The organism is Litchfieldia stipae (genome assembly GCF_014837155.1).
GTDB lineage: Bacteria > Bacillota > Bacilli > Bacillales > Bacillaceae_L > Litchfieldia.
Map to the genome: position 1 here is coordinate 20,349 of NZ_JACYHA010000019.1, position 22,235 is coordinate 42,583.

The 22,235-nt window shown below is 39.4% G+C and carries 21 protein-coding genes, 1 tRNA gene and 1 other RNA gene; 20 read left to right on the plus strand and 3 right to left on the minus strand.

The annotated features are described in order from the left end of the window. The first annotated feature begins 34 nt into the window (after nucleotides 1-34). Nucleotides 35-292, plus strand: coding sequence for an HPr family phosphocarrier protein (locus tag F7888_RS17815; protein ID WP_191781835.1), 258 nt, complete (start codon nucleotides 35-37; stop codon nucleotides 290-292). 42 nt (nucleotides 293-334) lie between these two features. Here the strand turns inward: F7888_RS17815 and clpP are convergent, their stop codons facing one another. After that, complete coding sequence (clpP, locus tag F7888_RS17820; protein WP_191781837.1) at nucleotides 335-931, minus strand: ATP-dependent Clp endopeptidase proteolytic subunit ClpP; 597 nt, start codon at nucleotides 929-931, stop codon at nucleotides 335-337. Nucleotides 932-1,227: 296 nt separating this feature from the next. Here clpP and F7888_RS17825 point away from each other — a divergent pair. Then, nucleotides 1,228-1,299: transfer RNA gene (locus F7888_RS17825), tRNA-Arg, on the plus strand. Between the two features lie 219 nt (nucleotides 1,300-1,518). On the opposite strand, the gene F7888_RS17830 is transcribed toward F7888_RS17825, so the two are convergent. Beyond that, complete coding sequence (locus F7888_RS17830; RefSeq protein WP_191781839.1) at nucleotides 1,519-1,704, minus strand: hypothetical protein; 186 nt, start codon at nucleotides 1,702-1,704, stop codon at nucleotides 1,519-1,521. A gap of 133 nt (nucleotides 1,705-1,837) precedes the next feature. On the opposite strand from F7888_RS17830, the gene rpoN reads away from it, so the two are divergent. The 16 genes from rpoN to F7888_RS17910 all read left to right on the plus strand — a co-directional run bounded on the left by rpoN (nucleotide 1,838) and on the right by F7888_RS17910 (nucleotide 18,112). Beyond that, nucleotides 1,838-3,136, plus strand: coding sequence for an RNA polymerase factor sigma-54 (gene rpoN, locus F7888_RS17835; protein ID WP_191781841.1), 1,299 nt, complete (start codon nucleotides 1,838-1,840; stop codon nucleotides 3,134-3,136). Between the two features lie 19 nt (nucleotides 3,137-3,155). Beyond that, the gene (locus F7888_RS17840) at nucleotides 3,156-3,422 is read left to right on the plus strand and encodes a glutaredoxin family protein (RefSeq protein WP_191781843.1); all 267 of its coding nucleotides are present in this window, start codon (nucleotides 3,156-3,158) and stop codon (nucleotides 3,420-3,422) included. A 149-nt stretch (nucleotides 3,423-3,571) separates the two neighbouring features. Continuing rightward, nucleotides 3,572-4,591: a sugar-binding transcriptional regulator gene (locus F7888_RS17845; RefSeq protein WP_191781845.1), complete on the plus strand. Its 1,020-nt coding sequence runs from the start codon at nucleotides 3,572-3,574 to the stop codon at nucleotides 4,589-4,591. Between the two features lie 133 nt (nucleotides 4,592-4,724). Continuing rightward, the gene (gene gap / locus F7888_RS17850) at nucleotides 4,725-5,732 is read left to right on the plus strand and encodes a type I glyceraldehyde-3-phosphate dehydrogenase (RefSeq protein WP_191781847.1); all 1,008 of its coding nucleotides are present in this window, start codon (nucleotides 4,725-4,727) and stop codon (nucleotides 5,730-5,732) included. Nucleotides 5,733-5,840: 108 nt separating this feature from the next. Then, on the plus strand, nucleotides 5,841-7,025 hold the full coding sequence (locus F7888_RS17855; RefSeq protein WP_191781849.1) for a phosphoglycerate kinase: 1,185 nt from the start codon (nucleotides 5,841-5,843) through the stop codon (nucleotides 7,023-7,025). Nucleotides 7,026-7,050: 25 nt separating this feature from the next. After that, the gene (gene tpiA / locus F7888_RS17860) at nucleotides 7,051-7,812 is read left to right on the plus strand and encodes a triose-phosphate isomerase (protein ID WP_191781851.1); all 762 of its coding nucleotides are present in this window, start codon (nucleotides 7,051-7,053) and stop codon (nucleotides 7,810-7,812) included. Further along, nucleotides 7,805-9,337, plus strand: coding sequence for a 2,3-bisphosphoglycerate-independent phosphoglycerate mutase (gpmI, locus tag F7888_RS17865; protein ID WP_191781853.1), 1,533 nt, complete (start codon nucleotides 7,805-7,807; stop codon nucleotides 9,335-9,337). The genes tpiA and gpmI overlap by 8 nt, the downstream gene beginning before the upstream one ends. A 255-nt stretch (nucleotides 9,338-9,592) precedes the next feature. Next, nucleotides 9,593-10,885 carry a phosphopyruvate hydratase gene (gene eno, locus F7888_RS17870; RefSeq protein WP_191781855.1) on the plus strand — a complete coding sequence of 431 codons (1,293 nt, stop codon included), beginning with the start codon at nucleotides 9,593-9,595 and terminating at the stop codon, nucleotides 10,883-10,885. Between the two features lie 753 nt (nucleotides 10,886-11,638). Further along, nucleotides 11,639-11,872 (plus strand): preprotein translocase subunit SecG, encoded by a 234-nt coding sequence (gene secG, locus F7888_RS17875; RefSeq protein ID WP_191781857.1) that lies wholly within the window; start codon nucleotides 11,639-11,641, stop codon nucleotides 11,870-11,872. Between the two features lie 159 nt (nucleotides 11,873-12,031). Continuing rightward, nucleotides 12,032-12,772 (plus strand): alpha/beta hydrolase, encoded by a 741-nt coding sequence (locus tag F7888_RS17880; protein WP_191781858.1) that lies wholly within the window; start codon nucleotides 12,032-12,034, stop codon nucleotides 12,770-12,772. A gap of 34 nt (nucleotides 12,773-12,806) precedes the next feature. Continuing rightward, the gene (gene rnr, locus F7888_RS17885) at nucleotides 12,807-15,143 is read left to right on the plus strand and encodes a ribonuclease R (protein ID WP_191781860.1); all 2,337 of its coding nucleotides are present in this window, start codon (nucleotides 12,807-12,809) and stop codon (nucleotides 15,141-15,143) included. 345 nt (nucleotides 15,144-15,488) lie between these two features. Beyond that, complete coding sequence (locus F7888_RS17890) at nucleotides 15,489-16,061, plus strand: LOG family protein (RefSeq protein WP_191781862.1); 573 nt, start codon at nucleotides 15,489-15,491, stop codon at nucleotides 16,059-16,061. A gap of 69 nt (nucleotides 16,062-16,130) precedes the next feature. Next, nucleotides 16,131-16,598, plus strand: coding sequence for an SsrA-binding protein SmpB (gene smpB, locus F7888_RS17895; protein ID WP_191781865.1), 468 nt, complete (start codon nucleotides 16,131-16,133; stop codon nucleotides 16,596-16,598). A gap of 221 nt (nucleotides 16,599-16,819) precedes the next feature. Further along, nucleotides 16,820-17,182: a transfer-messenger RNA gene (ssrA, locus tag F7888_RS17900) on the plus strand. 208 nt (nucleotides 17,183-17,390) lie between these two features. After that, nucleotides 17,391-17,870: a hypothetical protein gene (locus F7888_RS17905; RefSeq protein ID WP_191781867.1), complete on the plus strand. Its 480-nt coding sequence runs from the start codon at nucleotides 17,391-17,393 to the stop codon at nucleotides 17,868-17,870. A gap of 71 nt (nucleotides 17,871-17,941) precedes the next feature. Continuing rightward, nucleotides 17,942-18,112, plus strand: a complete 171-nt coding sequence (locus F7888_RS17910; protein ID WP_191781869.1) for a hypothetical protein — start codon at nucleotides 17,942-17,944, stop codon at nucleotides 18,110-18,112. Between the two features lie 146 nt (nucleotides 18,113-18,258). Here the strand turns inward: F7888_RS17910 and F7888_RS17915 are convergent, their stop codons facing one another. After that, a complete protein-coding gene (locus F7888_RS17915) occupies nucleotides 18,259-19,383 on the minus strand; it encodes a M20 family metallopeptidase (protein ID WP_191781871.1) in 1,125 nt (374 codons plus the stop codon). A gap of 286 nt (nucleotides 19,384-19,669) precedes the next feature. Here F7888_RS17915 and F7888_RS17920 point away from each other — a divergent pair, with 286 nt between their 5' ends. Further along, nucleotides 19,670-21,016, plus strand: a complete 1,347-nt coding sequence (locus F7888_RS17920; protein WP_191781873.1) for a M20/M25/M40 family metallo-hydrolase — start codon at nucleotides 19,670-19,672, stop codon at nucleotides 21,014-21,016. Between the two features lie 11 nt (nucleotides 21,017-21,027). Beyond that, complete coding sequence (locus tag F7888_RS17925; protein ID WP_191781875.1) at nucleotides 21,028-22,209, plus strand: M20 metallopeptidase family protein; 1,182 nt, start codon at nucleotides 21,028-21,030, stop codon at nucleotides 22,207-22,209. Nucleotides 22,210-22,235: the final 26 nt, after the last annotated feature.

Here is a 22,235-nt window from a genome sequence, read left to right on the forward strand (position 1 = left end):
ACAAAATAGAGAATAATGAGGAGGAACTAGGATTATGGCGCAAAAGCAAGTGGAAGTATTATTGAAAACTGGATTACAAGCAAGACCGGCAGCATTATTTGTACAAGAAGCAAACCGCTTTAGCTCAGATGTATTCATCGAAAAAGATGGTAAAAAGGTGAATGCGAAAAGTATCATGGGTCTAATGAGCTTAGCTGTAAGCTCAGGCGCTAAGATTACCCTTATCACTGAAGGGAATGACGAGCAAGAAGCGTTAGAAGCATTAATTAAATTTGTAGAGCAAGAAGGATAAAAAAAGAGAGAGGTTGTCATTTTGACAACTCTCTCTTTGTTATTACTTAGCCAAATCTGGATTACCTGAAATGACTTTGTCAACTAAACCATATTCAAGGGCACGTTCAGCAGTCATGAAGTTGTCACGCTCTGTATCGCGTTCAATCACATCAAGTGGTTGACCAGTGCGTTCAGATAAAATCGTGTTTAACTTATCACGAAGGAATAGAATTCTCTTAGCCGCAATTTCAATTTCAGTTGCTTGACCTTGAGCACCACCTAATGGCTGATGAATCATTACTTCACTATTAGGTAAGCAGAAGCGTTTGCCTTTCTCACCAGCAGCTAAAAGGAATGCTCCCATTGATGCTGCCATACCAATACAAATCGTAGAAACTTGAGGCTTGATAAAGTTCATCGTATCATAAATCGCCATACCAGCAGTGATAGACCCACCAGGACTATTGATATATAATGAAATATCTTTCTCAGGATCTTCAGCAGCTAAGAACAATAATTGAGAAACAATTGAGTTTGCTACATTGTCGTCAATAGCGCTACCTAGCATGATAATGCGGTCTTTTAATAAGCGAGAGTAAATGTCATATGCGCGCTCTCCGCGATTCGTTTGTTCAATAACTGTAGGAATTAAGTTCATTGATATTTCCTCCTTTTATAAGTAAATGGTCAAAGACTGAAAGTGCCTTTGAAGGTTATGTACTACTTGATAATATCATACAACTAAGGTCAATAAAGGTCAAACGAAAGCTCCTACCAAAACCATCTTATTCATAAATGAAGTCAATCATGTCTGTGTGTGATTAATTTTGTATGTATGAGACCATATTAACAATAAATACCTTTAATAAGGATACCCGTTTTTGGGTATTTTAAACATTTAATACTCTTGCATTGTTTTCTAATACCTACTATAATAATGGAGCGGAATTATATGCCCTCGTAGTGTAGTGGATAGCACGAGAGATTCCGGTTCTCTTAGGGTGGGTTCAAATCCTGTCGAGGGCGCTAGATAGCAAGAAAAAAGAAGCGATGATGGAGTGCTCAGCACTCTGTCTCGCTTCTTTTTTTGTATGGATTTAGTCTTTAACTACGCAGTCGGAATACACTCCGCGTCCGGCGGGGTATCCGGTGAGCCTCCTCGTGCCTGCGGGGTCTCACTTTAGGCTACGCATCCCGCAGGAGTCTCCGTGTATTCCGCCTGCTAATATTTGCGAAACCACCTAATTAATTTTCTTTGTATCCAATAATGCCGTCGTATTCTCCTGTATCAACAGGATTTACCTCCCACATTTGTTGGATGGGGATGTATTGTTGACCGAATTCTACTTGTTCACTCTCGTCTTTTTCTTCCAACTGCTCTCCAATTGTTCCGGTTAATGAACTGGTGTAGATTATCTGCTTTTTTTCCATCACAATCTCCCTTATCAATGATAAAATATAGATACGAGGAATGATCACAGTGGTATCTATTCTTACTAGCATTAGACAATATGAAATGTTCATACCTGACATTTTATTGTATTTTTGATAGGAGGCGATTTAGATGGATCTAACAGCAGGTTTATTTCAACAGCAATCGCAAAAGCTTGTATTAACAAAAGAACTTACTCAAGCGATCACATTATTGCAATATTCCACGGTAGAGCTCCATGATTTCCTTCATCAACAATCACTAGAAAATCCACTTATAGAAATAAAAGACACGAGACATCGTTCAATGAAGGTAAGGGGAAATCAGATTCAAGCAACGAAAAATCCAATTGACTATCTTGCTCACCACCATGTCAGCTTGTCAGAACATCTTTGTGGACAATTGGTGAATTTCCATTTAAGTAAAAAGGAAATCCATCAAGTTGAATATATCATTAACTCGCTAGATGTTAACGGTTATTTGCGATATGATGAAAAGGAAATCGCAGCTGATCTTGGAATTGAAATAGAAGAAGTACAAAAAGCAATATCAATTGTTCAACAATTAGAGCCTGCCGGTGTTGCTGCGCGCAATTTACAGGAATGCCTTTTGCTCCAGCTTAAGCGATTGCCCATTCATCATTCGCTTGCGAGACCTGTCTTAACAGACCATTTTGAGCTATTTGCTACAAAGTCGTGGAAGAAGCTCGCTTCGACTCTGAAAGTCCAATTAAAAGAGATTCAAGCACTTTACGATGCTATTCAACTCTTAGATCCTCGTCCTGGGAGTCAATATTCTACTATGACAACTAACTACATAAGACCAGATTTAAAGGTTGAATTCATTCAAGGGGATCTTGTTGTCTCTTTAATAGAGGAGAATAGCCCAAAGCTTTCAATCAATAAACAATATTATCAACTGAAGGAAACCAACCCTGAAGCGAAATCTTATCTAGAATCAAAATATGATCAATATCTTTGGATTCAAAAAAGCATTGAACAAAGGAAAAGAACTATTTCTAATGTAATGGCTGAAATCACAAAGCGACAGTCATCTTTTTTCCTAAAAGGTCCGCTGTATTTAGAACCATTAACAATGAGTGATATCGCCGAAGCATTAGAGATTCATGAATCAACAGTTAGCCGTGCTTCAAAAGGGAAATATGTGCAGACTCCTCATGGAACCTATGAAATCAGGTCTTTCTTTAGTAATCAGGTGAATGATAAATCAACTACTGAGGTATCATCTGCTCATGTTAAGCATTTAGTAAAAGAACTTATCGAACAAGAAAATAAACAAAAACCATTATCTGATCAACAGATTGTAAGTTCACTTGAAGTGAACCATCAAATCTCTGTGTCTCGAAGAACCATTGCTAAATACCGTGACCAGCTAGGGATACTCGGTTCATCAAAACGAAAACGATTTTAACAAAGAAGGGTAAGTTAAAATGAAACCAATCAAAATAAAAATGTACTCAAAGGTAGATTGTCCATTGTGTGTAAAAGGGAAAAAAGTATTAGAGGAGCTTATCACTGAATTCTCATTAGAAATTGAAGAAATTGATATTTATAAGAATGAGGAGTTATTAGAGAAATATCAGCTAATGATTCCTGTAGTTGAAATAGACGAAGAAGAAGTAGAGTATGGGATAATTCACAAAGATGTAATAAGAAAGCGTTTACTACAAAAAAATAAAGTCAAGATTGTTGAATAACCATTTTAGTCCTGTTAGAATATACATGTAGCAAGCAATTAATAATTTTAAAAACGTGGGAATAGCGTTTTTTTTTACTGTAACCGGGACATAATATGTCACACCGGGACAAAAAATGTCCCGTATAGTAAAAAGGGGATCAAAAAAACATGCGATCATTAGTAGATGTACAACGAAGATTATTACCCGATATTCTCCCAGTTATGCAAAGGCGTTACGAAATTCTAAAGTACATACGACTGATGCAGCCAATAGGACGAAGAAATCTTTCAAGCAGCCTTGGACAAAGCGAACGTGTTTTGCGTGCGGAGGTTCAATTTCTGAAAGAGCAGAACCTAATTGATGCAGGACTAGCAGGAATGACCTTAACAAAGGATGGCGCCTACGTATTAAACCAACTGGAAGATATCATCAAAGAAATCTCAGGTTTAAAAGTGTTAGAAACAAAGCTGAAAGAAAAGCTACAAATCAAAGATGTTATCGTGGTTGCTGGTGATAGTGATCAATTCCCATGGGTGAAAAAAGAATTAGGAAGAGCTTGTGTTTCACGAATAAAAACCATTCTTTCTGGAAAAAATATCGTCGCTGTTACTGGTGGAACCACACTAGTCGACATCGCTGAAATGATGACTCCAGATATGAAAAGCAAAGAGTTTTTATTTGTACCAGCAAGAGGCGGACTTGGAGAACAGGTGGAAAACCAGGCGAACACAATCTGTGCCAAAATGGCTGAGAAAACTTCTGGTAATTACCGTCTTCTTCACGTACCTGATGTGGTGAGTAGTGAAACGTATCAAACGATGATCAACGAACCATCCATACGAGAGGTTTTAGAATTGATTAAATCTTCAAGTATTGTCATCCATGGTATAGGAGACGCTATAACAATGGCGGAGCGCCGCAAAACTGCCCCAGAGGATGTTGAAAAAATCATCGCTGAACAAGCAGTGGCAGAAGCCTTTGGATATTACTTTAACGAAGATGGGAAAGTCGTTCACAAGGTTCAAACGATTGGTCTCCAGTTAGAGGACTTGCAAAATATCAAAAATGTGTTTGCAGTTGCTGGTGGTGCCTCAAAAGCAAAGGCGATCCAAGCATACTTAAAACAAGCGCAGGACACACTCTTAATCACTGATGAGGGTGCTGCGAAAGAGTTAATTCGGGGATAACTTTTTTAGTCAATAGTAATTCAATTTTGATTCACAGGTTTAACTTGTCGATTGATAGGGGAAATACTAAAGACATAGGAGTTAACCTCTAATATAAAATTATTTAGGTTTTAAACTTAAGGAGGAAAAAACAATGACTGTAAAAGTTGGTATTAATGGTTTTGGTCGTATCGGCCGTAACGTATTCCGTGCTGCACTAAATAATCCTGATGTAGAAGTGGTAGCTGTTAACGATTTAACAAATGCTGCAACTTTAGCTCACCTTTTAAAATACGATTCAGTACACGGTAAATTAGATGCTGAAGTATCTGTAGATGGTAACAACCTAGTTGTTGCTGGTAAAACAATCGAAGTTTCTGCTGAGCGTGACCCAGCTAAATTATCTTGGGGAACTCTAGGAGTAGACGTAGTTGTTGAATCAACTGGTTTCTTCACTAAGCGTTCTGACGCTGCAAAACACTTAGAAGCTGGAGCAAAGAAAGTAATCATCTCTGCACCTGCAACTGATGAAGATATCACAATCGTTATGGGTGTTAACCATGACAAGTATGATGCTGCTAACCATGATGTTATTTCTAATGCATCTTGTACTACAAACTGTTTAGCTCCATTTGCTAAAGTATTAAACGATAACTTTGGAATTAAGCGTGGTATGATGACAACTGTTCACTCATACACTAACGACCAACAAATCTTAGACTTACCTCACAAAGATTTACGTCGTGCTCGTGCAGCTGCTGAAAACATCATTCCTACATCAACTGGTGCTGCTAAAGCAGTTTCTCTAGTATTACCTGAATTAAAAGGTAAATTAAATGGTGGAGCAATGCGTGTTCCAACTCCAAACGTATCTTTAGTTGACTTAGTTGCTGAGCTTGACAAAGATGTAACTGTTGAAGAAGTAAATGCTGCATTAAAAGCTGCTTCTGAAAACGAACTAAAAGGAATCCTTAACTACAGCGAAGAGCCACTAGTATCTGGTGACTACAATGGTGACCCAGCTTCTTCTACTATTGATGCTCTTTCTACAATGGTTATGGAAGGAAGCATGGTTAAAGTTATTTCTTGGTATGACAACGAAAGTGGTTACTCTAACCGCGTAGTTGACCTTGTAAAATACATCGCTTCTAAAGGTCTTTAATCAATAGTTAAATATGTTGAAAAAGGGGAAGGGGTAAATTCCCCTTCCCTTTTTCTATGTTAATTTAGGTTTGTTCACTTAAGATCAAATAAGGAGGCCTTTTTTCGAATGAATAAAAAGTCTGTTAGAGATATTGATGTTAAAGGCAAAAAAGTATTCTGTCGAGTTGATTTCAACGTACCAATGAAAGATGGTGTCGTAACTGACGACACTCGTATCCGTGCTGCACTTCCAACGATTCAATACTTAAGCGAACAAGGTGCGAAAGTTATTCTTGCTAGCCATCTTGGTCGTCCAAAAGGTGAAGTTGTGGAAGAGTTACGTTTAACTCCAGTTGCAAAACGCCTAGGCGAACACTTAGGTAAAGAAGTTGTGAAAACAGACGAAGCTTTCGGTGACACTGTAAAGCAAGCAATTGCTGACCTACCTGAAGGTGGAGTATTACTTCTTGAAAATGTACGTTTCTATGCTGGAGAAGAAAAGAACGACGCTGAATTAGCAAAGAACTTTGCTGACCTAGCTGATGTCTATGTAAATGATGCATTTGGTGCTGCTCACCGTGCACATGCTTCTACAGAAGGAATTGCTAAGCATATTCCTGCAGTTGCTGGTTTCTTAATGGAAAAGGAGCTTGAAGTATTAGGAAAAGCACTTTCTAATCCAGAGCGTCCGTTCACAGCAATCGTTGGTGGAGCAAAGGTTAAAGATAAAATTGGTGTAATCGACAACCTACTTGATAAAGTTGATAACCTTATTATCGGTGGAGGTCTTGCTTACACATTTGTAAAGGCAAGAGGATTTGAAATTGGAAAGTCATTATTAGAAGAAGACAAAATGGATCTTGCAAGAGAGTTCATGGAAAAAGCTAAGAAAAACGGCGTCAACTTCTTAATGCCAGTTGATTTCATCGTAGCAGATGATTTCTCAAACGATGCAAATATCAAAGCTGTTGCAATTGATGAAATTCCAAGTGATTGGGAAGGTCTTGATATCGGACCAAAAACGAGAGAAATCTATGCAGATGCAATCAAAAGCTCTAAGCTAGTTATCTGGAATGGACCAATGGGTGTATTCGAATTAGATGCATTCTCAAATGGTACAAAAGCAGTCGGTCAAGCATTAGCAGACGCAAAAGATACATACTCAGTTATTGGTGGCGGTGACTCAGCAGCTGCAGTTGAAAAATTCGGTCTTGCTGATCAAATGAGCCATATCTCAACTGGTGGAGGAGCATCTCTTGAGTTTATGGAAGGTAAAGAATTACCTGGTGTAGTTGCTTTAAACGACAAGTAATATATTCTTTTAGGATGGTGTAAAAATGAGAAAACCTATTATCGCAGGAAACTGGAAAATGCATAAAGTACTTTCAGAAGCAACTAGCTTCGTAGATGAAGTAAAGGGTCGTGTTCCGGCTTCTGATAAAATAGATTCTGTTGTATGTGCACCTGCATTATTTTTAGAGCGCATTGTTTCAAGTGTTGAAGGAACAGATCTTAAAGTTGGTGCTCAAAACATGCACTTTGAGGAAAGTGGTGCATTCACAGGTGAAGTAAGTCCAGTAGCACTTGCTGACCTTGGTGTGAACTATGTGATCTTAGGTCACTCAGAGCGTCGTGAAATGTTTGCTGAAACTGACGAAACAGTTAACAAAAAGACATTAGCTGCATTCAAGCATGGATTAACTCCAATTGTTTGCTGTGGTGAAACAGACGAACAGCGTGAAGCTGGTCAAACAAATGAACTTGTAGCAGCTCAAGTACAAAAAGCATTAACTGGTCTTACTGCTGAACAAGCAAAAGCAACTGTTATTGCGTATGAGCCAATCTGGGCAATCGGTACAGGTAAATCATCTTCAGCAAGTGATGCTAACGAGGTATGTGCATACATCCGTAAAGTTGTTGCAGAACAATTCTCACCAGACGTGGCAGAGGCTGTTCGTATTCAATACGGCGGAAGTGTAAAACCAGGAAACATTGCTGAATATATGGCTCAACCTGATATTGATGGAGCTTTAGTTGGTGGTGCAAGCTTAGAGGCAGACTCTTTCTTACAGCTTTTGGAGGCAGGTTCGAATGAGTAAGAAGCCAGTAGCATTAATCATTTTAGATGGATTTGCATTACGTAATGAAACAAAAGGTAATGCTGTCGTTCAGGCTAAAAAACCAAACTTTGACCGGTTATGGAACCAATATCCGCATGCAACTTTAACTGCTAGTGGAGAAGCTGTTGGATTACCAGACGGACAAATGGGTAACTCAGAAGTAGGTCACTTAAACATTGGTGCAGGACGTATTGTTTACCAAAGCTTAACACGTGTAAATGTGGCAATTCGTGACGGTGAATTTGAACGTAACGAAACATTTGTTCAAGCCATCAACCACGCAAAAGAAAAGGGAACAGCTCTTCACCTATTTGGTCTTCTTTCTGACGGTGGCGTTCACAGTCATATCAATCATTTGTATGCATTAGTGAAGCTTGCTGCTGCTGAAGGTCTGAAGAAGGTATATATTCATGGCTTCCTTGATGGAAGAGATGTAGGTCCACAAACTGCCAAGGAATATATTACACAACTTAATCAAAAACTAGATGAGTATGGTGTTGGAGAAATTGCTACAATTTCTGGACGCTACTACTCAATGGATCGTGATAAGCGCTGGGATCGTGTTGAGAAGGCATACCGTGCAATGACATATGGAGAAGGTCCTTCATATAAAAGCGCGTTAGAGGTTGTTGAAGACTCATATTCAAATGGAATCTACGATGAATTCGTTCTTCCATCTGTCATCACAAAAGAAGATGGTTCTCCAGTTGGAACAATCAACAGTGATGATGCAGTGATTTTCTATAACTTCCGTCCAGACCGTGCAATCCAGATCTCAAATGTTTTTACTAATGATGATTTCCGTGCATTTGATCGTGGAGAGAAGCATCCAACGAATTTATTCTTTGTTTGCTTAACTCACTTCAGTGAAACGGTTAAAGGTTATGTGGCGTTCAAGCCAACAAACCTTGATAACACATTGGGTGAAGTTCTTTCACAAAATGGACTCACTCAATTAAGAATTGCCGAAACAGAAAAATACCCACACGTAACATTCTTTATGAGTGGTGGACGTGAAGCAACATTCCCTGGTGAAGAACGAATTCTAATCGATTCGCCTAAAGTAGCTACATATGATCTACAACCAGAAATGAGTGCTTATGAGGTAACAGAAGCATTGTTAAAAGAAATCGAAGCTGATAAGCATGATGCGATTATCTTAAACTTTGCAAATCCGGACATGGTAGGACACTCTGGAATGCTTGAACCAACCATCAAAGCAATTGAAACTGTAGACGAATGTCTTGGTAAAATTATTGATGCTCTTCAAGCAAAAGGTGGTACAGCAATTATCACTGCTGACCATGGGAATGCAGATGAAGTTATTACATTGGAAGGTACCCCAATGACAGCTCATACGACAAACCCAGTTCCTGTTATTGTCACAAAAGACGGTGTCACTCTTCGTGAAGATGGAATTCTAGGAGATTTAGCACCAACTGTATTAGACTTATTAAATGTCAATAAACCAGCTGAAATGACTGGTAACACATTAATTAAATAATTGTTTTTCAAAACTAGGTTGAGTTTCAAAGTTGTTGTTTTAAAAATAGAAAGTAATTTCTAGCAGACTGAATACACGGAGAATCCCGTGGGATGCGTGGCCAGAGTGAGACCCCGCAGGAGCGTAAGCGACGAGGAGGCTCACCGGTCACCCCACAGGACGCGGAGTGTATTTAGGCTGCGGAATGAAAAGCAACAATCAATACGAAAATAGTCAAAAAACTAAACTATATGATTAAAAAAGGAGAGATTATTAATGTCAATTATCGTTGATGTTTACGCTCGTGAAGTATTAGATTCTCGTGGAAATCCAACAGTTGAGGTAGAAGTATACACTGAGTCAGGTGCATTTGGTCGCGCATTAGTTCCAAGTGGTGCATCTACTGGTGAATATGAAGCAGTAGAACTACGTGATGGTGACAAAAGCCGTTACTTAGGTAAAGGTGTATTAAACGCAGTTAATAACGTAAATGAACTAATCGCACCAGAAATCATCGGTTTCGATGTTACTGACCAAGTTGCAATTGACCAAGCGTTAATCGAGCTTGACGGAACTGAAAACAAAGGTAAATTAGGTGCTAACGCAATCCTTGGTGTTTCTATGGCAGCAGCTCGTGCAGCAGCAGACTTCTTAGAATTACCATTATACCAATACCTTGGAGGATTCAACTCTAAGACTCTTCCAACTCCAATGATGAACATCATCAATGGTGGTGAGCACGCGGATAACAACGTTGATATCCAAGAATTCATGGTTATGCCAGTAGGTGCAGAAAACTTCAAAGAAGCTTTACGTATGGGTGCAGAAATTTTCCACAGCCTACGTTCAGTATTACAAGCTAAAGGTCTTAACACAGCTGTAGGTGATGAAGGTGGATTCGCTCCAAACCTTGGTTCAAACGAAGAAGCTCTTCAAACAATCATCGAAGCGATCGAAAAAGCTGGTTACAAGCCAGGTGAGCAAGTGAAGCTTGCAATGGACGTTGCATCTTCTGAGCTATTCAACAAAGAAGACGGTAAGTACCACCTAAAAGGTGAAGGAAAAGTATTCACTTCTGAAGAAATGGTTTCTTACTACGAAGATCTTGTTTCTAAATACCCAATCATCTCAATTGAAGATGGATTAGACGAAAACGACTGGGATGGTCACAAGCTTCTTACTGAGCGTCTTGGTAAGAAAGTACAACTTGTTGGTGATGATTTATTTGTTACTAACACGAAGAAGCTTTCAGAAGGTATTGAAAAAGGTATCTCTAACTCAATCCTTATCAAAGTTAACCAAATCGGTACACTTACTGAAACTTTTGATGCTATCGAAATGGCGAAGCGCGCTGGTTACACAGCAGTTATCTCTCACCGTTCTGGTGAAACAGAAGACAGCACAATCGCTGACATCGCTGTTGCAACAAACGCTGGACAAATCAAAACAGGTGCTCCATCACGTACAGACCGTGTAGCTAAATACAACCAATTACTTCGTATCGAAGATCAATTAGTTGATATGGCTCAATACGCTGGTGCGAAAGCATTCTATAACCTAAGAGGTTAATCTCTTTTATCAGAACTCAGCAGGAGGATCACTCCTGCTGAGTTTTTTGTGTTATTAGCTAATTTGCTTGCTTGTTGAACTTCATAGAGGACATTTTACTGGGGCTAGATGTGTGTTATGCCCAATTGGAGTGTGTAACAGGACACTTTGCCGGAGAAAGGTAATCCTACTGTCCAATAGAAGCACGCAACAGGGCACTTTTCCAGTCGAAGGTGAGCATAATGTCCAATTGGGGCATGCAACAGGACACTAAGCCAGAGATAGGTGAATGGAAATGTCTAAATGAAGCATGTAACAGGACACTTTTCCAGTTGAAGGTGAGTATAATGTCCAGTTGGGGCAAGCAACGGGACACTAAGCCAGAGATAGGAGAATGAACTGTCCAATAGAAGCACGCAACAGGACACTTCGCCGAGGGAAGAAGTGAGAAATGTCCAATAGGAGCAAGCAACCGGACACATCGCCTGAGAAAGGCGATCTCAATCTCCAATTGAAGCACGCAACAGGACACTTCGCCAGTCGAAGATGATCCCAATGTCCTATTGCCCCGCCCCTAACAGGAAACCAACGTCTTTTTGCCTTACTCAATAGCTCTCCCAATGGTGTTATGTCCTAAACAATCATAAGCAAAACCAATGGAAAACAATAGCAAGCTCTACCCCTTATAAAAACGCTTAAGGCTATTGTCCCTGCTTGTCTTTTATGGTACATTTAGAATAACGTCATTTGCGTTTTTATCAGGAGGTGTCTTACATGCATGCACTACTTATTACTTTATTAGTTTTAGTGAGTATTGGTTTAATCGTGGTTGTTCTTTTACAATCTGGAAAGAGTGCTGGACTTTCAGGTGCGATTTCAGGTGGAGCTGAGCAATTATTTGGTAAGCAAAAAGCTCGTGGTTTGGATGCAGTTTTACAAAAAGCGACAATCGTATTAGCGGTACTGTTCTTTATCCTAACAATTGCGATTGCTTATACTGGACTATAATCCATATAAAAAGGGTTAGACAACAATTACGCTGTCTAGCTCTTTTTTTGTGCTTCAAGCTAGATTTTTGCTAATTAAAGATTCGTTTGTTTAAATTAAAAGATAGTAGATAGTGCAAACTATTTTTATAAGGGAATTGGAAAGTAGGGAGACGAACAAATGAAAAAGTTAGTACCAAAGCCGTTCACATTTGAAGCAGGAGAACGTGCGGTTCTTTTATTACATGGATTTACAGGGAATTCAGCAGATAATCGCATGCTGGCACGATTCTTAGAGAAGAAAGGCTACACATGTCATGCGCCTCAATACAAAGGACATGGAGTTCCACCAGAAGAATTGGTTCATACGGGACCTGACGATTGGTGGGAGGATGTAATGGAAGGCTACAACTTCTTGAAGAACCGAGGTCATAAGAGCATTGCTGCCGTTGGATTATCTCTTGGCGGGGTATTTTCATTAAAATTGGGATACACTGTACCTATAAAGGGAATTGTCCCTATGTGTGCACCTATGTATATAAAAAGTGAAGAGGTCATGTACAAGGGCATTCTTGAGTACGCTCGGGAATATAAAAAACATGAGGGTAAATCACCCGAACAAATCGAACAAGAAATGATTGAATTTGCAAAAACACCAATGAATACATTAAAAGCCCTTCAAAACTTGATTGCAGATGTAAGAAATAATGTTGACATGATTTATTCACCGACCTTTGTCGTACAGGCACGACATGACCATATGATTAATACAGACAGTGCGAATATCATTTATAACGAAGTTGAGTCAGATTTAAAGAAAATTAAATGGTATGAGGAATCAGGGCATGTCATTACTCTTGATAAAGAGCGAGATCAATTACACGAAGATGTGTATGAATTCCTAGAGCAATTAGATTGGTAAGAAACATTGATTTTAAAAAGGAGGTTATTTTTTAATGGAAGAGGAGATTAAAAACCATATTGATAAGCTTCTAACCTTTATGAAGGATGAAGCATACAAGCCATTAACAGTGCAGGAGCTTGAAGAAGCTTTTGGGATACAAGATTCTGAGACATTTAAAGAGTTTGTCAAAGCCCTTGTTGTAATGGAAGACAAAGGCTTGGTTGTTCGAACCAGAAGCAACCGCTACGGCTTACCTGAAAAAATGAATCTTGTTCGTGGAAAGCTGACTGGTCATTCGAAGGGGTTTGCTTTCGTCATACCAGAGGAAAAAGGGTTGGATGATGTATTTATCCCGCCAAATGAACTGAAGAATGCAATGCACGGAGATATTGTTCTAGTCCGCTTAAGCTCTGAATCACAAGGGCAACGGAAAGAAGGGACGATCGTTCGAATCATTGAACGTGGTGTGAAAGAAATTGTTGGTACATATACGGAAAGTAAGAGCTTCGGATTTGTGATTCCAGATGACAAAAAGATTGCCAATGATATCTTTATCCCGAAGAATGCTACAAATGGAGCTGTTGAAGGACATAAAGTTGTTGTTAAATTGGTGACATATCCTGAGGGGCGAATGAGTGCTGAAGGAGAAGTTATTCAAATTCTAGGTCATAAAAATGATCCAGGTGTTGATATATTATCGGTCATTCATAAGCATGGATTACCACAAGATTTCCCGAAAGAAGCACTCGACCAAGCTAATAGTGTACCTGAAACGATTTCAGAGGGAGATCTGAAGAATCGTAGGGACCTTCGTGATCAAGTTATTGTGACCATTGATGGAGCAGATGCAAAGGACTTGGATGATGCGGTTACTGTAACGAAGCTAGATAATGGTCATTATAATCTTGGGGTTCATATTGCTGATGTAACAAACTATGTTACTGAAAATTCACCGATTGATAAGGAAGCAGCAGATCGTGCGACGAGTATTTATTTGGTCGATCGAGTGATTCCGATGATTCCACATCGATTATCAAACGGAATTTGTTCATTGAATCCAAAGGTGGATCGTTTGACGCTTTCCTGTGAAATGGAAATCGACAGTGAAGGTGTCGTGGTGAAGCATGAGATTTTCCAAAGTGTGATAAAAACAACGGAACGAATGACGTACTCAGATGTTAACAGTATTCTTGTTGATCAAGATGAGGAAATCAGTAAGAAATATGAATCACTTGTTCCAATGTTTCAAGAAATGGAAAAGCTAGCGCAAATCCTTCGTGAAAAACGAATGAAGCGTGGAGCTATCGATTTCGATTTCAAAGAAGCGAAAGTACTTGTTGATGAAGATGGTGCTCCAAAGGATGTTGTTCTTCGTGAACGTTCTGTTGCAGAGCGCTTGATTGAAGAATTCATGCTATTGGCAAATGAAACTGTTGCTGAACATTTCCACTGGATGAACGTACCATTCATTTATCGTATCCATGAGGATCCAAATGAAGAAAAGCTAAGACGATTCTTAGAATTCATCACGAACTTTGGATATGTTGTAAAAGGAAGTGGAAACTCCATTCATCCTCGAGCGCTCCAAGAAATTGTTGAAGCTGTTCAAGGAAAGCCAGAGGAAATGGTAGTATCAACAGTGATGCTAAGATCGATGAAACAGGCAAAATATGATCCTGAAAGCATCGGACACTTTGGTTTATCAACGGATTTCTATACTCACTTTACTTCACCCATTCGTCGTTACCCAGATTTAATTGTTCATCGTTTGATTCGTACGTATTTAATCGAAGGTCAGATAGACAATCAGACACAGAAGAAATGGAAAGAAATGCTTGGTGATATTGCTGACCATTCTTCAAATATGGAGCGTCGCGCGGTAGAAGCAGAACGTGAAACCGACAGCATGAAAAAAGCGGAGTACATGGCAGACAAGATTGGTGAAGAATACGATGGAATCATCAGTTCTGTCACGAACTTTGGATTGTTTGTTGAGCTTCCAAATACCATTGAAGGTCTTGTGCATGTTAGCTATTTAACCGATGATTATTATCGTTATGACGATCGTCACTATGCGATGATTGGAGAACGTACAGGTAATGTTTATCGAATCGGTGATGAAATTACTGTTCGTGTCGTCAATGTAAACAAAGATGAGCGTTCGATTGATTTTGAAGTTGTTGGAATGAAGGGCACAAGACGCACATTTTCTAAGGAAGAACCAAAAATCATTAAAGCAAGCCAAGGAAAATCTCGTCGTAAAGACTCAGACTCCTCAAAATCAAAAGATGGAGAATGGTCAACAAAAAAACCTGGTACTGGAAAGAAAAAGAAAAAACACTACGAAAACGTACCAAAACAAAAGAAAAAGAAACGACGCGGCAGATAGGGGACGGTTCTCACGCTTCCTTCCATACGGAAAGGAAGCATGAGAACCGTTGTTTTAATTAAAACTGATTTATCTCTTAAATAATGTGATTAGCTCTACACAGTACAATTGACACTTCTTAGCACCTGAATACACGTAGACTCCTGCGGAATCAGTGGCCCAAAGTGAGACCTCGCAGGAGTTTGCGACGAGGAGGCTCGCCGGTTACCCGCCGGACGCGGAGTGGATTCAGGCTGCGTTTTTTTAGTCAACACCTTAAACTCCGATCTTTTTGTAAAAAATGTAATTGAAGTTATGCCCAAGCATAAAATATATAGTACAATTTGATAAAAGGAGGGGGCAATCATGGGGAAGTTAAAGAAGCTATGTGTCTTTTGTGGATCAAGTCTAGGAGTATCAGAAACATACAAAACAAAAGCGATTGAATTAGGAAAGCTCATTGCTGAAAAAGACATTGAACTCATTTATGGTGGTGGAAATGCTGGTATTATGGGCGAACTCTCAAGAGCCGTTTTAGCACATGGCGGCAAAGTGACTGGAGTCATTCCAAAAGTTATCTATGAAAATGTAAATCATGTGGAATTAACCGAACTCATCATTGTAGATAATATGCATGAGCGTAAAGCGAAAATGTATGACCTAGCTGACGGTTTCATTGCCTTACCAGGAGGAATAGGAACGCTTGAAGAACTAGCGGAGATCTTGACCTGGTATCAAATTGGTTACCATGCAAAGCCAATCGGGATTTATAATGTGAATGGCTTTTATAACAGCTTACACTCCTTCCTCAATCATACAATTTCCGAAGGATTCCTAAAGCAAGAATACATACATCACATCATTACAGAGGATGAACCGACGATTCTTTTGGAAAAAATGGACCATCAAGAAATGAAATTGATTAGTAAATGGTCATAGCTGGTGAGAAGTTGAGAGTTTGTATGGCTTTTGGTATAATATACTGTACCGCTGTAAGGGGGAAGTCCAATGCCAAAAGGTACAGGTAAGGTTATCGCACAAAATAAAAAAGCAAATCATGATTATTTTATTGAAGAAACATATGAGACTGGGATGGTCCTTCAAGGAACTGAGATCAAATCACTTCGAAATGGTCGAGCAAACCTAAAAGACTCATTCGCACGTGTTCAAAAAGGCGAAGTATTTTTACATAACCTACACATTAGTCCATATGAACAGGGCAACCGCTACAATCATGATCCACTAAGAACAAGAAAGCTGCTTTTACATAAGCGTGAAATTGATAAATTAATTGGATTAACGAAAGAAGAAGGATATGCGTTAGTCCCACTTAAGATTTATCTGAAAAATGGTTATGCAAAGCTTTTACTTGGATTAGGTCGAGGGAAAAAGAAATATGATAAGCGTGAAGACCTGAAGAAGAAGGAAGCAAAGCGTGAAATTGAACGTGCCTTCCGTGATCGCCAAAAGGTGTAACTGGAAGAACTAACAGATACTTACAATTGCAAAGTTGTACAGGGATTGTTATAATAACATTTGTAAGGAACAACTTAGCTCATTGAAGCTATTCTCCGAGCTCCCAGATAAGGTGCTTTGAATTTCACCATCTAAGATAACAAGCAGGTGGGAAATGTAAAAGCAAGAGGTCAATAAAGCGCAGGACACTGACGCCGAGATTTACCACTTATCATTCATATGGGGACGTTACGGATTCGACAGGGGTAGTTTGAGCTTAGGTTGCGAGTCGAGGGGATCGGCCTCGTTAAAACGTCAACGCCTATAACTGGCAAAGAAAACAATAACTTCGCTTTAGCTGCTTAATAACAGACTAATGCGGTTCCTCCCTCCATCGTCCATGTGGTAGGGTAAGGGACTCACTCTTAGTGGACTACGCCGGAGCTCACCGTCTGAGGGCAAAGGAAGAGAGTAATCAGACTAGCTGCTCATGAAGCCTGTCGATAGGCCGAGGAGTCAGCGAAATGCCAATATATCGACTATACTCGTAGACGCTTAAGTGGCAATGCTTTTGGACGTGGGTTCGACTCCCACCGTCTCCACCAAATACATATATTGGTGGATAAATACCACATTTAAACGTAAAGCATAAAATTTCCGTTTGGAAACTTTATGCTTTATTTTTTTGCAATTTTAAGGTTCAATCATGGAGTTTATTCTTTTAGTTCATGCTCACTATTTATTTATTATTTTCTCTGCATAGAATGTGAGGATGTTCAACAGACTATATAAAAACTAAAAGGATGATCAAAAATGCTAAGAGTCGGGGTTAAAGTGGCAGTGTTTTTAGTTTCTTGGCTTTCTGTTGTGTTTCTACCTGATAAGAAAAAAATGTTCGTTAAATATCTCCCCGTTAGTTTGTTTTCTTCAATGCTCCTTATGTGTGAGATTTTTTATTTTACCACACATAAATTGTGGAAGGTTCCTGGGGGGCAAAAGAATATGACTCATACCGCCTATTTGCTTTTGTTTGGACCGTACATAATAATGTCTGTATGGGTATTTCATTTATCAAGAGGAAAATTTTCATTGTATGCTCTGATCAATTTAATTGCTGATTTAATCTATGCGTATCCGATAAAAGCTTTATTAAAAAAGTTTAATCTATTTCATCTTAAAGTAAAATCCATTCATTTCTTTCTGTTGATTTTTGCAGATGCCATGTTAAACTTCGTCTTCCAGAAATTTATTGAGAAAATCTATCCACAAACTAGAATGAATGAGCTTGAATAGAATGGAAGGTAAAATTTAGTAAAACCACTAAAATCTGTTATAATTTAGATAGAAGGTAGGGGGTGTTAGTGGTGGAGTTTTGGATTATAACTGCTGGAGGCATATTGGCATTCGGAGCTTGGATTTGGTACTACGCATCTTTAGGAAGAAGAATATCGGCAGAAGAAAAGGAAGCTAGAAGAGATTTAACATATGAAATAAATGCATTTACTGGTTCTGCAAAAAATACAGGAAATAAATAAGGAGACCAAAATCACTCTATCATTATTTCTCATTGATAAAGCAATGGATCTAGTTTCTAAATAAGGTGAATTCTCTAAAAAACAGCGAGAGCCCTAACTAGTGCCCTCGCCATTCAACCCAATGTATAAACTATACCTCTAAACCATTAAAGTCTCATAAGTAGATGAGATAATAATGCGGCTCTCTTTGGTAATTCGTCGATAATAATATGTTCATACTCAGCATGTGGACCTTCGCCTAAACAGCCTAAACCATCAAGTGTTGGGACACCAATATAGGCAGTGAAGTTTCCGTCACTACCGCCACCAGCGGCAGCTTCATCCAACGCAAAGCCGATTTCTTGTGCGGCTTCTTTTGCTTTTGAAAATAACGCAACAATTTCTTCAGTACGCTCCATTGGTGGGCGATTTAACTCACCAACAACCTCTAATTCAATTCCTTCAATGATAGGGGAAAGGTTTTCTAATATACTAACCATGCGATCGGCTTCCTCTGCTGTTTCCACACGGAAGTCGATTTGAGCTTCAGCTTCATCTGGAACGACATTTGATCTTGTTCCGCCTTGAACAACCCCAACATTCACCGTTGTTCCAAGCTCGTAATTTGTTAATTCCTCTAGCTTGATAATTTGATGAGCAAGCTCTTTGATTGCACTAATTCCAGCTTGATGGTGGTTTCCGGCATGCGAACTTACACCCTTAGCTTTCACTTGGTAGATGCCGACCCCTTTACGAGCAGTTTTCAATGCACCTGTTTTTGCAACTGGAGGCTCTGTAACCAATACAAGATTACTTTTTTTCGCTTCTTCTTCAATCAACGCTCTGGATGTTTGACTTCCTACCTCTTCATCGGTTGTGCAAAGAAAAGCGATCTCTGCATTTAATTCATATCCTAGCTCAAGATAGGCTTTCACAGCCCAAATCGATTGAATAATTCCACTCTTCATATCAAGAACTCCTGGACCATAGAATTTCCCGTCTTCGAAGCGAATCGGAAGGCGACCTTTGTCCCAGACTGTATCAAAATGTCCTGCAATAAGAATGCGAGTAGCACCTGTCCCTACTGTGAAAAGAAGGTGATCTCCACGTTCTTCTTGTGGAAAACGAACAGCCTCCACACCTAAACGCTCTTTAAAAATCTCCTCTAACACTTGACCACAAGAATCTACTAATTTCTTATCCAATGATGGAGATTCAGCTTCTACAAATCTCGTTAAATCAGCTAACATCAGTTCCTTATTCTCGGTTAAGTATTCTACTATTTTCGACATAACTCCACTCCTAAAATAAATTTAATCATTAAAAAATAGATGAATTAGTTTCTAGCAGCCTGAATACAAATAGACACTCACTGGACGAGGAATGTATTCAGATTGCGGATTATTGTCTGTATTTGAGTAATTTTAATATAATTTTTCATGAAATTCAATTTATTTCGAAAAGAGAAATATTTTTATATTTACACAATTGACAAAATAATCAAACATAATTAATATAAGAAATAAGAATTTTTGGAATAATTAAGGAATATTTCCTAAAACTCTAGGAGGGATACATATGCAGGATGTTTTTCAATATATTGAGGATAACAAAGAGACGTATATCCAGTGGCTTAAAGAAATTTGCCAGATTCCTAGTGTTGCAGCACAAAACCGAGGAATGAAGGAAGCGGCTGAAAAGGTGTTGAGCTATATCGACGAGGTTGGTGGAGAAGGAAAGTTAGTGTCTACGTCAGGATTTCCGGTTGTTTACGGAAAGATTAACGGAACATCAGATAAGACATTGTCCTTTTATAACCATTATGATGTCCAGCCTGAGGACCCAGTTGAACTTTGGGACTATCCACCTTTTGATGGAGTGATTGAGGATGGAAAGATGTATGCACGTGGAGTAGCTGATAACAAAGGGAATTTAATTGCCCGAATCGCAGCTGTTCATGCGTACCAGCAAGTGAAAAAGCAGCTCCCACTTAATGTGAAATTCATCGTTGAAGGGGAAGAAGAAATTGGAAGTATTCACTTAGGTGAATTCAGTGACAAGCATCCAGACCTAATTGCAGCAGACGGCTGTATTTGGGAATTTGGATACCGCAATGCAGATGGCAGACAGCAAGTTAGCCTTGGGGTAAAAGGAATGACTTATGTTGAGCTAGTATGTAGAGGCGCTAATGCAGATATGCACTCAGCCAATGCGGCAGTCATAGAAAATCCGGCTTGGCGCTTACTATGGGCATTAAACACCATCAAGGATCAATATGAACAGGTGAAAATAGAAGGCTTTTACGATGATGTCCTTGAGCTAACAGAGGACGAAAAAGTAGCGATTCAAGAGCTTATCTATAGTGAAAAAGAAATGCTATCCAAATTAGAGCTCGATTCCTTTTTACTAGGATTAGAGGGAGACAAGCTGAAGGAACGATTGATTTTTAGCCCAACATGTAACATTTGTGGTATTACTTCAGGCTATACAGGTGAAGGTGCGAAAACAGTCTTACCATCTGAGGCTCGGGTGAAAATTGATTTCCGTTTGGTACCAAATCAAGATCCACATAAAATTGCTGATCTACTTAGAGCACATCTAGATAAGCATGGGTATCAGGATATTGAAATCATCAAAATGGGCTTAGAAAAACCAGCGAAGACACCACTTAAGAATCCACTTGCAGAAAGTGTCATCACATCGACTGAACAATTAACGCAGAAGAAACCAACGGTGATGCCAATGTCACCTGGAACAGGTCCAATGTATGAAATCTGTCAAAAGTTCGGAATTCCATCAGTTTCAGTTGGGGTTGGAAACTTTCAATCTAACAATCATGCACCAAATGAAAACATTAATGTAGATGATTTCATTGATGGGATTAAATTAATCGCAGCCGTGATGGAGGATTACGCACAAAGATAGGAGGACTTCAATTGAGTGTACAGGTAAATCACCCAATTTTAGAAGAAGCGAAAAGACTTGAGTCAGAATTAGTAGAGATTAGACGAGACTTCCATCAGCATCCGGAATTGGGGTTTGAGGAAGAGAGAACATCTTCAATAGTTGCCGATTATTTAGAAGGCTTAGGTCTCGAGGTGAAGCGCAATGTTGGAAAAACAGGAGTGATTGGTCTCCTACGTGGAAAGAATCCCGGTCCCACCTTCGCCTTAAGAGCTGATATGGATGCACTGCCAATTCTCGATGAAAAAGAGGTGGAGTATCGCTCTACACATGAAGGGAAAATGCACGCTTGTGGACATGACGCTCACACGACAATCTTATTGGGAGCAGCAAAGCTTCTCACTAAGCAGGGACTTGAAAAAGGGAACATTAAATTTGTTTTTCAACCAGCTGAAGAAGGTCAAGGTGGAGCTAGCGCAATGATTGAAGCTGGTGTTCTTGATGAAGTAGAAGCCATCGCAGGTCTTCATGTTAACACAGGAATAGACACAGGAAAGATTACGGTTTCAAGTGAAAGAGTAGGCTGTGGAGCAGCAGACTTCTTCCGATTAGAAATCATCGGAAGTGGTGGACATGCCGCTCATCCACATATGACGGTTGATTCAATTGCTGTGGCAGGACAAGTACTTACTGCCTTGCAGAATATTTCAAGTCGACAGGTTGATCCAACAGATCCAATCGTTGTAACAGTTGGTTCAATCCATGGTGGAAGTGCTAGTAATGTCATTGCACCTAAGGTTGAAATGATTGGCACTGTTCGAACCCTGAACCCAGAGCTTAGAAAGAAAGTTCCAGGCATGATGGAAAGCATTATTAAAGGAGTTACCGAAGCCTTTCATGCAACCTATGATTTTGATTTCCAATTTAAGTTCCCGTCAATTTTAAATGATGAGAAGTTAACCGAGTTAGTGGAACAAACGGCAGAGGAAGTGCTAGGTGCTGGTCATTCAGCAAGAGTAAAGCCAGGATTAGGTGGAGAGGATTTCGCATTCTACACAGAGCATGTTCCAGCAGTGTTCTTCCGACTTGGTGTTGGGAATGATGACATGGTTCGATACCCTGGTCACCATCCAAAATTTGATATCGATGAAAAAGCACTGCCATATGGCTCTGCAATGCTAGCAACAGTAGCTCTAAACTATTTAAATAAATAGTCTATCTAGTTTCTAGCAGCCTGAAT

Bases quoted from the DNA above. Each gene is read 5' to 3' on its own strand.
- F7888_RS17815 (WP_191781835.1), top strand. From the start codon at position 35: ATGGCGCAAAAGCAAGTGGAAGTATTATTGAAAACTGGATTACAAGCA.
- clpP (WP_191781837.1), bottom strand. From the start codon at position 931: ATGAACTTAATTCCTACAGTTATTGAACAAACGAATCGCGGAGAGCGC.
- F7888_RS17830 (WP_191781839.1), bottom strand. From the start codon at position 1,704: ATGGAAAAAAAGCAGATAATCTACACCAGTTCATTAACCGGAACAATT.
- rpoN (WP_191781841.1), top strand. From the start codon at position 1,838: ATGGATCTAACAGCAGGTTTATTTCAACAGCAATCGCAAAAGCTTGTA.
- F7888_RS17840 (WP_191781843.1), top strand. From the start codon at position 3,156: ATGAAACCAATCAAAATAAAAATGTACTCAAAGGTAGATTGTCCATTG.
- F7888_RS17845 (WP_191781845.1), top strand. From the start codon at position 3,572: ATGCGATCATTAGTAGATGTACAACGAAGATTATTACCCGATATTCTC.
- gap (WP_191781847.1), top strand. From the start codon at position 4,725: ATGACTGTAAAAGTTGGTATTAATGGTTTTGGTCGTATCGGCCGTAAC.
- F7888_RS17855 (WP_191781849.1), top strand. From the start codon at position 5,841: ATGAATAAAAAGTCTGTTAGAGATATTGATGTTAAAGGCAAAAAAGTA.
- tpiA (WP_191781851.1), top strand. From the start codon at position 7,051: ATGAGAAAACCTATTATCGCAGGAAACTGGAAAATGCATAAAGTACTT.
- gpmI (WP_191781853.1), top strand. From the start codon at position 7,805: ATGAGTAAGAAGCCAGTAGCATTAATCATTTTAGATGGATTTGCATTA.
- eno (WP_191781855.1), top strand. From the start codon at position 9,593: ATGTCAATTATCGTTGATGTTTACGCTCGTGAAGTATTAGATTCTCGT.
- secG (WP_191781857.1), top strand. From the start codon at position 11,639: ATGCATGCACTACTTATTACTTTATTAGTTTTAGTGAGTATTGGTTTA.
- F7888_RS17880 (WP_191781858.1), top strand. From the start codon at position 12,032: ATGAAAAAGTTAGTACCAAAGCCGTTCACATTTGAAGCAGGAGAACGT.
- rnr (WP_191781860.1), top strand. From the start codon at position 12,807: ATGGAAGAGGAGATTAAAAACCATATTGATAAGCTTCTAACCTTTATG.
- F7888_RS17890 (WP_191781862.1), top strand. From the start codon at position 15,489: ATGGGGAAGTTAAAGAAGCTATGTGTCTTTTGTGGATCAAGTCTAGGA.
- smpB (WP_191781865.1), top strand. From the start codon at position 16,131: ATGCCAAAAGGTACAGGTAAGGTTATCGCACAAAATAAAAAAGCAAAT.
- F7888_RS17905 (WP_191781867.1), top strand. From the start codon at position 17,391: ATGCTAAGAGTCGGGGTTAAAGTGGCAGTGTTTTTAGTTTCTTGGCTT.
- F7888_RS17915 (WP_191781871.1), bottom strand. From the start codon at position 19,383: ATGTCGAAAATAGTAGAATACTTAACCGAGAATAAGGAACTGATGTTA.
- F7888_RS17920 (WP_191781873.1), top strand. From the start codon at position 19,670: ATGCAGGATGTTTTTCAATATATTGAGGATAACAAAGAGACGTATATC.